Consider the following 13,509-nt stretch of genomic DNA (forward strand, 5'->3'; position numbering starts at 1 on the left):
CGTGTTCGGACGTCGCAAGAAGGACAGTGCCGCCGAGGACGCGGCGGGCGCGGACGAGCAGGTCGTCGACGGCGTGCACGGCGACGAGTCCGCCGACTCCGGCGTCGCGCGCTCGCGCGTGAGGCTTGAGCCCGAGCCCCGCCCCGACGGTCCCTGGGACCTCTCCGAGGTCCGTGAGCCCGGCGAGGGCCGGGTGGACCTCGGTGGGCTCTTCGTGCCCGGTGTCGAGGGCATGGAGCTGCGGGTGGAGGTCGCGGGCGACGCCATCGTCGCGGCCACCGTGGTGCTCCAGGACAGCGCCATCCAGCTGCAGGGCTTCGCCGCCCCCAAGAAGGAGGGCATCTGGGGCGAGGTCCGCGAGGAGATCGCCTCCGGCATCACCCAGCAGGGCGGTGTCATCGACGAGGTCGAGGGCCCCCTCGGCTGGGAGCTGCGCGCCCAGGTCCCGGTGCAGCTGCCGGACGGCACGGGCGGCGTGCAGGTCGTGCGCTTCATCGGCGTCGACGGCCCGCGCTGGTTCCTGCGCGGTGTGATCTCCGGGCAGGGCGCGGTGCAGCCGCAGACCGCGGGGCTCCTGGAGCAGATCTTCCGGGACACCGTCGTCGTGCGCGGCGACGGCCCGATGGCGCCGCGCGACCCGATCGTCCTGAAGCTGCCGGACGACGCGCAGATGGTCGCCGAGGGCAGTGTCCAGCAGGAGCAGCAGGAGGGCTCGCGCTTCTCCGGCGGCATGGGCCAGCTGCAGCGCGGCCCCGAGATCACCGAGGTGCGCTGACCGCCGAGGTGCGCCGACTCGTCGAGGCGCGCTGACAGGTACTCAACTGCCTGGTGGCCCGCAGTGGTTCCGGTTCGTCCGGACCATTGCGGGCCACTTTCGTGTACGCCCATACTGTGCCGGTCACTCGGGGGGAGACCGGTGCGGTGAGGGGACGACGCCTGCCCGCGGCAGTGCGGGGGAGCCGGCACCACGGCCTGGTCCTTGGCGCGGCCGGGCTCGCCGTGCTGCTCGCCGCCACCGTGCTCGCCGCGCTGGCGGCGCTGTCCGAGAAGGCCGTCGAGGGCGGGGTGCAGCGCAGGCTCGCCGCCGACCGCGAGGCCGTCGTCGAGGTCGCGGGACCCCACCGGGCGGACGGCGCCGGGGAGTTGGACCGGGACGTACGTACCGCGCTCGACCGCACGTACGGCGACGTGCCCCACCGCACCTGGTCCGCGCTGCGGGCGCCCGCAGCCCGCAACGACGAGCTCGCCGTCACCGAGGCCGCGGGCCGCCCGCGCGAGGACGCCACCCTCTCCGTCGTCGCCCTCCAGGGCGTGGCGCGGCACGCCTCGCCGATGGCCGGGCGGTGGCCGCGCCCCGGGGACGGTCCTGCCGAGGTCGCGCTGACCGAGGCCGCCGCCGCGGAGCTCGCCGTGCGGCCCGGCGACCGGATCACGGTGCGGGGCGCGGACGAACGGCCGGTGCCGCTGCGGGTCGTCGGGCTGTACGCCGCCGCAGGGCGCTCGCCCGCCCTGTGGGCCTCACTGAGCAGTACGTTCGGGACGCCCGACTCCATCGCGGTCGTGCCGCGCCGGGCCTTCGCCGGGAGCGGCGGGCTGGCCGGGGACACCACGGCGCTGTGGCTCGGGGTGCCCGAGACGGGCGGGCTGCGGCTCGGGGACATCGGGGCGCTCCAGGAGCGGGCCGACCGGTTCGCGGGCAGCGACGCCTCACGTTCCGTGTCGCGGTCGGGCCCCGTGTCGCGCGAGGCGGGCGGGGACGACCTGACGCTGTCGGCCGGACTGCGCAGGGCGCTCGACCGGCTCACCACACCGATCGCCGTGGCCCGCGCCGGGCTCTACGTCCCCGCGACGCTCCTCGCCGCACTCGCCGTGGCCGCCCTCGTGCTCACCGCGCGCCGGCTCGTCGAACACCGCCGCCCCGAGCTGGCGTTGCTGGCCGCGCGCGGGGCGGGCCCCCGCCGCATCGCCCTGTCGACGGCCGCGCAGTGGGCCTGCGCCGCCGTGCCCGCCGGGCTGGCCGCGCCGTTCCTCGCCGGGCCGCTGCTGCACGCGCTCGAAGGCGCCGGGCTCGTCGAGGGCGAGGTGCCCGCGTCGGCGGTGACCGGCGCGGGGTGGGCGGCCGTCGTGGGCGCGCTGGTCGTGCACGGCCTCGCGGTGCTCGTCCCGACCGTGCGGGTCGTGCGGGACCGGCGGGCGGTGGCCCGGCTCCGGTGGCGGATCGCGAGGTTCGCCGGGCTCCAGCGGGTCGGTGCCGACCTGGCGCTCGCCGCGGTCGCCGTGCTCGGCTGGCTGCAGCTGCGGCAGTACCGCTCGCCGGTCACCGGCGGTGGTGGCGTCGGGGGTGTCGATCCCGTCCTCGTGCTCGCACCCGTCGCGATGACCGTGGCGGCCGCGCTGCTCGTCCTGCGGTTCCTGCCGCTGCTCGCCCGCGTCGTCGACCCGCTCGCGCGGCGCGGCCGCGGCCTCGTCCTGCCGCTCGGCGGCTGGCAGCTCGGCCGGCGCGCGGCCCGGCACGCAGGACCCGCCCTGGTCGTGACGCTCGCCCTGGCGGTCGCCGCGCTCAGCAGCACGGCCCTGGCGGTCCTGGACCGGGGCGACCGGGACCAGGCCGCCTTCCAGGTCGGCGCCGACCTGCGCGTCGAGCCGGGCGACGGGGTGCCGCCGGGCGAGCGGCGCGCCGCGTACGAGGCGCTGCCGGGCGCCGAGGCCGTCACGCCCGTGATCACTTCGGAGGGGTACGTCGGACAGGACGCGGTGGCCGTCACCGGCATCAACACGGAGCGGGGACCGGTGCCTTCGCTGCGCGGCGACCTCGCGGACCGGCCCGTACGGGAGCTCGTGGCGCCGCTCGGCAAGGGAATCCCCGAGCACGGCCTGCCGGTGGCCGGGGCAGGGCTGGGGTCCGAAGGGGAACTGCCGCTCCGCGTGCGGATGACGGCCGACGGCGGCGGCACCGTCGTACCCGTGCGGCTCACCGTCTTCTTCGAGGACGGCGACGGGCTGGTCCACGAGAGTTCCGGGGTGATCAAGGAGGGCGGGGCCAGGACCGTGCCGCTGAAGGTGGGGGCGCGCGGCGACGGCGTCCGCATACTGCAGATCGACCTGAGCATGGTCGGCGAGCGGGTCCGGCGGACGTACCGCCTGACCGTCGACCGGATGCCGGGGCTGTCGCGGGAGGCGCGCTGGCGCGACCTGCGGGCCGACCGGCCCGACCGGCGTGCGGCGGGGTGCCCGGGGGCCGCCCGGGAACGGGGGCGCGAGCGGGGGCGGCCGCCGTCAGGGGAGGCGCCCGGGCCCGTCCTCTGCGCCGACCGGCCCGGCCGCGGAAAGCTCATCGACGCGGTGCTGCGCGGCCCGGACGGGCGGCTGAAGTACCCCACGTGGAGCGTGCGGCTCGGCACGGACAGCGCCAAGGGCCGCCCGGCCGCGCCCGCGCTCGCCGACGACGCGCTGCTGGCCTCCGGGGCGGTACGGGTCGGGGACACCGTGACGGTGCGCGGGAGCACGGGCGGGAGCGCGCGGGTCGCGATCGTCGGGCGGCTCGCGGCGGTGCCGGGGATGCCGCGCGACCGGCCGCGGCTGCTCGCCGACTCCCGTGCCATGGCCGCCCAATGGGCCCTGAGCGGGGCGCTGCCGGGGGCGGAGAGCGCCTGGTGGGTGGGGGTCAGGGGCACGGACGCCGCACCGGCCGCGGCGGCGGTGCGGGCGGACCCGCGGCTGGGGCACGCGGTGGACGTCCCGCAGGTCAGGAAGGAGCTGGCCGCCGACCCGCTGCGGCGCGGGGCGCGCGGGGCGCTCGTGCTGTGCCTGGTGCTCGCCCCCGCCTTCGCCGTCATCGCGTTCGCCCTGCACACCGTGGTCTCCGCGCGGGCCAGGGAGCGGGAGTTCGGCCTGCTGCGGGCGCTCGGGACGCGGCGTGGGCAGCTCGCGGCGTACCTGTGGACGGAGCAGTTGGCGCTGGCCGGGGTGGCGGCGGCGCTCGGCACGGTGCTCGGGGCCGCCCTCGCCTCGCTGATCATGCCGGTGGTGACGGTCAACGCGGAGGGGGAGCCGGTCTTCCCCGAGCTGGTCGCCGCCGTGCCGTGGGTGCGGGTGGTGGTGACGGCCGGGGTGACCGCGGCGGTGATCTGCGCGGTCGTGACGGTGGCGGCGCGGCTGCTCGGACGGGTGGATCTGGCGCGGGTCCTCCGGGCGGGGGAGGACGTGTGAAGCGGCGTCGGTGGGGTGTGCCGGTGCGGTGGCCTGTGGGGTCCGGGCGCGCTGTGAGGCGTGAGTGGTGGCGGCGGGTGCCGCTGGTGGTCGGGCTCGGGATGGTGATCGGTGTGCTCGTGGCCGTCGCCGCTGCCGGTCCCGGGCTGTTCGAACGGCTCGGCGGGGACGCGCTGGCGGACCGGTTCGATCAGGTGCAGCGGGCGGCGCCGGGTGTGGTGCACAGCGCGCGCATCGATCCGGAGCAACCCCGTCCGGGGGAGGAGGGCGATCTGGAGGCCGATCTCGCGAGGTACGCCACCGTCATCGAGAACGCCTCGCCGGGCCGGCTGCGCGGCGGGCTCGTGCACGACTCGACCCGGATCGAACTGCCCACGGTGGAGGGGGACGTGGCGGGTGGCGTCTCGCTGTCGCTGGTGTACGCGTCCGACGCCCCGGGGCGGAGCGCGTACGTCGCCGGACGGGCGCCCCGCGCACGCGGGCAGGTGGTGGAGCTCGCCGTGTCCGAACGGACGCGCGACGCGCTCCGGCTGCGCGTCGGGCAGCGGATCGGGCTGCAGGGCGGCGCCATGGAGAACGTGCGTGCGGTCGGGCGGCTCGTCGGGGTCTTCCGGGCGACGGGTCCCGGCTCCGGTTCCGGTTCCGGCTCCGGCTTCAAAGAGGGAATGCGGCTGTGGGTCGAACAGCCGCTGTTGGCACGGCCCGTGCCCGGCGCGGCAGGGGCCGCCCCGGACGTCGGCGCCCTCATCGCGCCCCGCGGCGCCGAGGTCCTGCAGAACCAGGCGAACGCCGAGCTCACCGTCGAGTGGAACATGCGGCTCGACATGGCGGAGGAGGTCGCGGGCCGGTTCGTGGGGGAGCGCGGCGCGCGGGACTTCCAGCGGCTCATGGCCCGCTACCCGCCCGCGGCCGAGGAAGCCTTCTGCGACATGGAGTCGTACGGCGGCAAGTGGTGCGTCCTCGGCTCCCATCCCGCGACGGAGCTGGAGACCGACACCGAACTGGTCGACGTCTTCGAGGAGTTCCGGCGCCAGTGGCGGCAGGCGGGCGTCGTGATGTCGTTCGCCCTGGCCTCGCTGCTCGGCGTGGGGCTCACCGCCGCCGTCGTGACCTCGCTGCTCGTGGTGCGGCGGCGGCTCGACGGGGACCGGCTGCTGCGGGCGCGCGGGGCGTCGGCCGCCGGGCTCGCCCTGGGGCGTGCCGTGGAGAGCGCACCGGCGGCGCTGCTCGGCTTCGGTGCCGGCTGCGCGGCCGCGGCCCTGACGCGGGCGCCGGGGAGCTCACCCGCGTACGGCGACGGGCTGGCCGTCGCCCTCCTCTGCTGGCTGCTGCTGCCCGCCCTCACGTGGTGCGCGGTGCGGGACCGGGCCGTGCTGCGGGAGCGCGCGCCGCGCGGTGCCGGACGCCGGGTCGTGGTGGAGGCGCTGGTGCTGCTGCTCGCCGCGGGCGGGGTCCTCGCGCTGCGGGCCCGGGGCACGGAAGGAGCGGCCGGGCCCGATCCGCTGCTCGCCGCAGTGCCCGTGCTGCTGGGGCTCGCGACGGTCGCCGTCCTCGTGCGGTGCTACCCCTGGCCGGTGCGCGCGGTGGCGCGACGGTCGGCACGGGGGCGGGGCACCGTCGTGCTCGTCGCGCTGTCCCGCGCCGCCAAGGAGGCTCCGGCGCGCGGCCTCGCGCTGCTCGTCCTGGTGGTGACGCTCGCCGGTGCCGTCTTCGGAGGGCTCGTCTCGGGGACGCTGGTGGAGGGGCGGCGCGCCGCGGCGGCCTGGCAGGTGGGCGCCGACGCCTCCTTCCTGGGGGCGGACCGCGACCCCGGCACGGCGGACCGGCTTGCACGCGCGCGTGGAGTGCGGAAAACGGTGACGGTGCGGCAGCTGAGGGTCGATCCGGTGAGCGGGAAGGACGGGGGGCGGTACGGGATCTCCAGCCTGGTCGGGGTGGACGGGGCGAAGCTGCGCGCGGCGGCTGGGGATTCGGCCGCCGCCCGCGCGCTGGACGACGCGGGCCTCACCCGGGGCGGGGGCGGCCGGGACATCCGGGTGCTCGCCTCCGAGGGGCACGCCGGTGACCTGCTCACCTTCACCCTGCACGGCAAGGAGCAGCGGCTGCGGGTCGTCGGACCGCTGCCGGAGGGCGTGGCGGGCGACGCCGCCCTCGGACCCGTGCGCGGCGCCACCGAGTCCCGGCAGCACCTGCTCCTCGCCGACAGCCGTGACCTGCGGGCCTTCGCCGCGGCGGACTTCGAGGAGTCCGCGCTCCTGCTGTACGGCGCGCGCCTGGACACCGAGGCGCTGCGTTCCCTCGTACCGCGAGCCGCCCCCGGAGCGACCGGCGGGGAGCTCCGCATCCGCGCCGAGGAACAGGCCGAGGCCGTCGACGACCGGCTGATCGCCGCCGTGACCCTGGCGCACACCGCGTGCACCGCACTCGCCGTGCTCCTCGCACTCCTCGCCCTCGTACTCGAACTGCTCCTGTCCGCCCCCGCGCGCGGACGCACCACCGCCTACCTGCGCACCCTCGGCCTGGGCGGGCGTGCCGCGGCCGCGCTGCACCTGCTGCAGCTCCTGCCCCTGGTGCTCGCGGCCGTCGTGGGCGGCGTCGCGCTCGGGCTCGTGCTGCCCGCGCTGCTCGGGCCCGCCCTCGACCTGCGGGAGTTCACGGGCGGGCCCACCGCGCCCGACCGGCACGTCGACGCGCTGTTCACCGCGGCCCTGAGCGCGGGACTCTGTGTCCTGGTGGCCGCGGCGGTGGGCGTGGAGAGCCGGCTCGGACGGCGCCGGGGGCTCGGCGCCGTCCTACGACTCGGGAGAGCGGATGACTGAACTGGCCGAGCTGGAGGCGCGGGCGCGCGCCGCCGGGCGTACCGCGGACGACGAGGGCCTCGTCGTCTGCGACAACCTCGTCCGCGTCTACCGCACCGACGAGGTCGAGGTGCAGGCGCTCCAGGGCCTGGACCTGGTCGTCGCGGAAGGCGAGTGCGTGGCGCTGGTCGGCGCCTCGGGGTCGGGCAAGTCCACGCTCCTGTCGATCCTCTCCGGTCTCGACCTGCCCACCGCGGGGCGCGCGAAGGTCGCCGGTCACGATCTGCTCGCGATGGGGCGCCGCGAGCGCCTCGGCTACCGCAGGAGCACCGTGGGCTTCGTCTGGCAGCAGGCCGGGCGCAACCTGCTGCCGTATCTGACCGCGCTGGAGAACGTGGCGTTGCCGATGAAGTACACGCGCGTGCCGCGCCGCGCACGTCGGGAGAGGGCCGCGGAACTGCTCGGCGTGCTCGGCGTCGCGCACTGCCGCGACCGGCGGCCGGCCGAACTCTCCGGCGGCGAACAGCAGCGCGTGGCCGTCGCCGTCGCCACCGCCAACTCCCCGCGTGTCCTGCTCGCCGACGAGCCGACCGGCGAACTGGACACGGCCTCCGGAGAGGACGTCTTCGCCGCCCTGCGCCGCGCCAACGAGGAGCTCGGCGCGACCGTCCTGGTCGTCACCCACGACCCTCTCGTCTCCGAGCAGGTCCGCCGCACGGTCCGTATCCGCGACGGCCGCACGTCGACGGAGACGCTCCGCGAACAGGGCGGCACGGGCGAGGAGTTCACGGTTCTGGACCGGGCGGGGCGGCTGCAGCTGCCGGGGGAGTACGTGGAGCGGTACGGCCTGAGGGGGCGGGTACGCCTTACGGCGGAGCCGGACCACGTGGGCGTGTGGCCGGACGCGCCCGCCACCGGGCAAGGTGAGGAGCGGTGAGGATGGCCGAGGACATGGTCGTCGTAGAGGATCTTCACCGGACCTACGGCAGCGGTGCCGCCGCCGTGCACGCCCTGCGGGGCGTCTCCTTCGCGGTGCCGCGCGGCGAACTGGTCGCCCTCAAGGGCCGCTCGGGGTCCGGCAAGACGACGCTGCTCAACCTCGTCGGCGGGCTCGACGTCCCGGACCGGGGCAAGGTCACCGTGGACGGCGTGGGGCTCGTCGGCCTGGGGGAGAAGGGGCTGCTCGAACTGCGCAGGGACCGTCTGGGGTTCGTCTTCCAGTCCTTCGGGCTCCTCCCCGTCCTCACCGCCGCCGAGAACGTCGGCGTCCCCCTGCGGCTCCGCAAGGCCGAGCCACGCGCGCGTGAGGAGCGGGTCGCCCTCCTCCTCGCGCTCGTCGGCCTCGCCGACCATGCTGGTCAGCGGCCGGGCGAGCTCTCCGGAGGACAGCAGCAGCGCGTGGCCATCGCCCGCGCCCTCGCCAACAAGCCCGCCCTGCTGATCGCCGACGAACCCACCGGACAGCTCGACGCGGAGACCGGGCTCGCCGTGATGGAGCTGCTGCGTGCCGTCGTCCGCAGCGAGGGAGTCACCGCCCTGGTCGCCACGCACGACGCGGCCCTGCTCGACCTGGCCGACCGGGTCCTGGAACTGCGCGACGGAGAGATCGTCGCGAACTGAGCACACGGCGCGAACTGCACACACGCAGCGCCCTGGCCGGTCGCGAGGCCGTCCAGCGGCTCGGCATCAGGGTTGTGTCAAGGACACCACCCCCGCACCCCCTCATCCGTAATGCCGGAATTGTTGGCCGTAAGGTCGACGCTGCGTACACAGCAGTTTCGGGAAGACAATGAGGCCATGGCACGCGGCAAGCTTCGGATCTACCTCGGTGCGGCACCGGGCGTCGGCAAGACGTACGCGATGCTCTCCGAGGCCCACCGCCGCATCGAGCGCGGCACCGACTGCGTGGTCGCCTTCGTGGAGCACCACGACCGGCCGCGCACCGAGGTGATGCTGCACGGCCTCGAACAGGTGCCCCGCAAGGAGCTGGAGTACCGCGGCACGGCGTTCACCGAGATGGACGTCGACGCCACCCTGGAGCGCGCCCCGGCCGTCGCCCTGGTCGACGAACTCGCCCACACGAACGTCCCGGGCTCGCGCAACGCCAAGCGCTGGCAGGACGTCGAGGAGCTCCTCGCGGCCGGCATCGACGTCGTCTCGACGGTCAACATCCAGCACCTGGAGTCACTCGGTGACGTCGTCGAGTCGATCACCGGAGTGCGCCAGAAGGAGACCGTCCCCGACGAGGTGGTGCGCCGCGCCGACCAGATCGAACTGGTCGACATGTCGCCACAGGCGCTGCGCCGCCGCATGGCGCACGGCAACATCTACAAGCCCGACCGCATCGACGCGTCCCTCTCCAACTACTTCAGGCCCGGCAACCTCACGGCGCTGCGCGAGCTCGCGCTGCTCTGGGTCGCCGACCGCGTCGACGAGTACCTCCAGCAGTACCGCGGCGAGCACAACATCCGCTCCACCTGGCAGGCCCGCGAGCGCATTGTCGTCGGCCTGACCGGCGGACCCGAGGGCCGCACCCTGATAAGACGCGCGTCCCGCATGGCCGCCAAGGGCTCGGGCAGCGAGATCCTCGCCGTCTACATAGCCCGCAGCGACGGCCTGACCGGCGCGTCCCCCAAGGAACTGGCCGTCCAGCGCACCCTCGTCGAAGACCTCGGCGGCACCTTCCACCACGTCATAGGCGACGACATACCGGCCGCGCTCCTCGACTTCGCGCGCGGCGTCAACGCCACCCAGATCGTCCTCGGCTCCTCCCGCCGCAAGACCTGGCAGTACGTCTTCGGGCCGGGCGTCGGCGCGACCGTCGCCCGCGACTCGGGACCCGACCTGGACGTGCACATCGTCACGCACGGCGAGGTCGCCAAGGGGCGCGGGCTGCCCGTCGCCCGCGGGGCGCGCCTCGGCAGGTCCCGGGTCATCTGGGGCTGGCTGGTCGGCGTCGCGGGCCCCACGCTGCTCACGCTGCTGCTCACCCACGTCGACGCCGACCTCGGCCTCGCCAACGACATGCTGCTGTTCCTGACGCTCACCATCGCCGCAGCGCTGGTGGGCGGGCTGTTCCCGGCGCTGGCTTCGGCGGCCGTCGGCTCGCTGCTCCTCAATTACTACTTCACGCCGCCGCTGCACCTCTGGACGATCTCCAACAACAAGAACATCGTCGCGATCGCGGTGTTCGTGGGCGTCGCGGTGTCGGTGGCCTCCGTCGTCGACCTCGCGGCCCGGCGCACCCACCAGGCCGCCCGGCTGCGGGCCGAGGCGGAGATACTGTCCTTCCTCGCCGGCAGCGTGCTGCGCGGCGAGACCAGCCTGGAGGCCCTCCTGGAGCGGGTCCGCGAGACCTTCGCCATGGAGTCCGTGGCCCTCCTGGAGCGCGCGGGCGACACCGATCCCTGGACCTGCGCGGGCAGCGTCGGCGACGGCCGCCCGCTGGAGCGCCCCGAGGACGCCGACGTCGACATGCCCGTCGGCGACCACATGGCGCTCGCCCTCTCGGGCCGGGTCCTGCCCGCCGCGGACCGCCGGGTCCTCGCCGCGTTCGCCGCGCAGGCCGCGGTCGTCCTGGACCGCCAGCGCCTGCAGTCCGAGGCCCACCAGGCCCGCACCCTCGCGGAGGGCAACCGCATCCGCACCGCCCTGCTCGCCGCCGTCAGCCACGACCTCCGCACACCGCTCGCGGGCATCAAGGCAGCCGTGTCCTCGCTGCGCTCCGACGACGTGGAGTGGTCCGACGAGGACGAGGCCGAGCTCCTGGCGGGCATCGAGGAGGGCGCCGACCGGCTCGAACACCTGGTCGGGAACCTCCTCGACATGTCCCGGCTGCAGACCGGCACGGTCACCCCGCTGATCCGTGAGATCGACCTCGACGAGGTCGTCCCCATGGCCCTCGGCGGCGTACCCGACGGCAGCGCGGAGCTGGACATCCCGGAGACGCTGCCCATGGTCGCCGTCGACAAGGGCCTCCTGGAGCGGGCGGTCGCCAACATCGTCGAGAACGCCGTGAAGTACGCCCCGGAGGGCGCGCCCGTGAAGGTCTCCGCCAGCGCCCTCGGCGAACGCGTCGAGATCCGTGTCGTGGACCGCGGCCCCGGCGTCCCCGACAGCGCCAAGGACCGCATCTTCGCGCCCTTCCAGCGCTACGGTGACGCTCCACGGGGTGCCGGTGTGGGCCTCGGCCTCGCCGTCGCCCGCGGCTTCGTCGAGGCCATGGGCGGCACCCTCGCCGCCGAGGACACCCCCGGCGGCGGCCTCACCATGGTCCTCACCCTGCGGGCGGCCGCCGGCCGGCCGCCGGTCCGCCCGGAGCTCTCGTCCCAGGCCACCTCGTGACCCGGAACCGGACCCCGGACCCGGAACGGGACCCCGGACCCAGAACACAAGCCGTGCTCCAGAACCAGAAGCCGGAAAGGCAGGTACGCATGACCCGGGTGCTCGTGGTCGACGACGAGCCGCAGATCGTACGCGCCCTCGTGATCAACCTGAAGGCGCGCAAGTACGAGGTGGACTCGGCCCCCGACGGCGCCACGGCGCTGCAGGTCGCCGCGGCCCGCCACCCCGACGTGATCGTGCTCGACCTCGGTCTGCCCGACATGGACGGCGTGGAGGTCATCCGGGGCCTGCGCGGCTGGACGCGCGTCCCGATCCTGGTCCTCTCCGCCCGGCACAGCTCGGACGAGAAGGTCGAGGCGCTGGACGCGGGCGCCGACGACTACGTGACCAAGCCCTTCGGCATGGACGAACTCCTCGCCCGGCTGCGCGCCGCCGTCCGCAGGGCGGAGCCCACCGGCCCCGGCGACGACGACGTCCTGGTCGACACCGGCGACTTCTCCGTCGACCTGGCCGCCAAGAAGGTCAACCGCGGTGGACGCGACGTACGCCTCACCCCCACGGAGTGGCACCTCCTGGAGGTCCTGGTGCGCAACACCGGCCGCCTCGTCAGCCAGAAGCAGCTGCTCCAGGAGGTCTGGGGCCCCTCGTACGGCACGGAGACGAACTACCTCCGCGTCTACATGGCGCAGCTGCGCCGCAAGCTGGAGGCGGACCCGGCGCACCCGCGGCACTTCATCACGGAACCGGGAATGGGATACCGGTTCGAGAAATGACCGGAATACCGAGCGGACCGCTCGCTTCAGCAGCCTTCGGAGCGGGTACTGATCGGACATAAGCGCGGACATAAGCACAGATGAGCGCACCCCTGTCCCTGGTGTCGGCGCCCACCGGTACGCTTCTTGTATGAGTGCTGTTTCTGGTTCCGACAAGCCGGCGGGCCGTTTCCGGCGCATGCTCGACCGGCTCTCCTCCTCCCAGGAGGACCTGGAGTCGGAGGAGCTGCGGGAGGACGCCGAGACAGCGGGCTGCGTCCGTATCGGCGACTGCCAGGACCGCCAGATAGTCACCGTTACTGGTACCTTGCGCACGGTCACCCTGCGACCACGCGCCGGGGTTCCCGCCCTGGAGGCCGAGCTGTTCGACGGCTCGGCGGCGCTGGACGTGGTGTGGCTCGGCAGGCGCTCCATCGTCGGGATAGAACCGGGGCGCAGGCTGATCGCATCGGGCCGGATCTCGATGAGCCGCGGCCGCCGGGTGCTCTTCAACCCCAAGTACGAACTCAGACCCCTCGGACGGGAGTAACCGGTGACGTCCCTCGACAAGCCGACGGACCAAGGGAGCGTCGATCAGGACGCCGATTCCAGGGCCGTGACCGAGGCAGCGCTCTTCGAAGCCTTCGGCGGCGTGCGGGGCATGGTGGAGACGGTCGTTCCCGGCCTGCTCTTCGTGACCATCTTCACGATCAACAAGGACCTGCACATGTCGGCCATCGCGGCCCTCGCGGTGTCCGTGGTGCTCGTCGTGGTCCGCCTGGTCATGAAGGACACCGTCAAGCACGCCTTCAGCGGCGTCTTCGGTGTCGCCTTCGGTGTGGTCTTCGCGATGATGACCGGCAACGCCAAGGACTTCTACCTGCCCGGCATGCTCTACACCCTGGGCCTCGCCCTGGCGTACATGATCACGACCCTGGCGGGCGTCCCGCTGATCGGCCTCATCCTCGGCCCGGTCTTCAAGGAGAACCTCTCCTGGCGCACCCGCAACCCCGGCCGCAAGAAGGCGTACGCGAAGGCCAGTTGGGCCTGGGGCCTGATCCTGCTCGCCAAGTGCGCGATCCTCTTCCCGCTGTACTGGTGGGCGGACACCACGCAGTTCGGCTGGGTCCTGATCGCCCTGAAGATCCCGCCGTTCCTGCTCGCCGTCTATCTGACCTGGATCTTCCTGGCGAAGGCCCCGCCGCCGATCGACGTCTTCGCGGAGATGGAAGCGGCGGAGAAGGCGGAGGAGGAGCGCAAGGCGGAGTACCGGGCCCCGTAGGGGCGCGGGGCTGTGACATGCGCGGCTCCGCCGCGTGGGCGCGCCCAGCCACGACGCAGCCGCAGCAGACGTACGTACGAGATGGGGGCGCCCGGCAATCGCCGGGCGCCCCCCAACACGAAAA

The 13,509-nt window shown here is 74.5% G+C and carries 9 protein-coding genes; all 9 read left to right on the forward strand.

The genetic code is table 11. The annotated features are described in order from the left end of the window. Position 1 precedes the first annotated feature (1 nt). The 9 genes from AB0H82_RS15465 (at position 2) to AB0H82_RS15505 (ending at position 13,385) form a co-directional block, all read left to right on the forward strand. The gene (locus tag AB0H82_RS15465; protein WP_362992769.1) at positions 2-775 is read left to right on the forward strand and encodes a DUF3710 domain-containing protein; all 774 of its coding nucleotides are present in this window, start codon (positions 2-4) and stop codon (positions 773-775) included. A 146-nt stretch (positions 776-921) separates the two neighbouring features. Continuing rightward, positions 922-4,209, forward strand: a complete 3,288-nt coding sequence (locus AB0H82_RS15470; RefSeq protein WP_362992771.1) for an ABC transporter permease — start codon at positions 922-924, stop codon at positions 4,207-4,209. Positions 4,210-4,286: 77 nt separating this feature from the next. Continuing rightward, complete coding sequence (locus AB0H82_RS15475) at positions 4,287-7,028, forward strand: hypothetical protein (RefSeq protein WP_362992773.1); 2,742 nt, start codon at positions 4,287-4,289, stop codon at positions 7,026-7,028. After that, positions 7,021-7,944: an ABC transporter ATP-binding protein gene (locus AB0H82_RS15480; protein ID WP_362992775.1), complete on the forward strand. Its 924-nt coding sequence runs from the start codon at positions 7,021-7,023 to the stop codon at positions 7,942-7,944. Before AB0H82_RS15475 ends, AB0H82_RS15480 begins: the two co-directional genes overlap by 8 nt. 2 nt (positions 7,945-7,946) lie before the next feature. Beyond that, a complete protein-coding gene (locus AB0H82_RS15485; RefSeq protein WP_362992777.1) occupies positions 7,947-8,627 on the forward strand; it encodes an ABC transporter ATP-binding protein in 681 nt (226 codons plus the stop codon). A gap of 177 nt (positions 8,628-8,804) precedes the next feature. Beyond that, positions 8,805-11,351: a sensor histidine kinase KdpD gene (locus tag AB0H82_RS15490; protein ID WP_362992779.1), complete on the forward strand. Its 2,547-nt coding sequence runs from the start codon at positions 8,805-8,807 to the stop codon at positions 11,349-11,351. Between the two features lie 89 nt (positions 11,352-11,440). Further along, positions 11,441-12,124 (forward strand): response regulator, encoded by a 684-nt coding sequence (locus AB0H82_RS15495; protein ID WP_362992807.1) that lies wholly within the window; start codon positions 11,441-11,443, stop codon positions 12,122-12,124. A gap of 130 nt (positions 12,125-12,254) precedes the next feature. Further along, entirely contained in the window at positions 12,255-12,653 is a 399-nt protein-coding gene (locus AB0H82_RS15500) for an OB-fold nucleic acid binding domain-containing protein (protein ID WP_362992781.1), read from the forward strand. A gap of 3 nt (positions 12,654-12,656) precedes the next feature. Further along, positions 12,657-13,385 (forward strand): DUF3159 domain-containing protein, encoded by a 729-nt coding sequence (locus tag AB0H82_RS15505; RefSeq protein WP_362992783.1) that lies wholly within the window; start codon positions 12,657-12,659, stop codon positions 13,383-13,385. The last annotated feature ends 124 nt before the right edge of the window (positions 13,386-13,509 follow it).

The organism is Streptomyces sp. NPDC050732 (assembly GCF_040654255.1).
Lineage (GTDB): Bacteria > Actinomycetota > Actinomycetes > Streptomycetales > Streptomycetaceae > Streptomyces.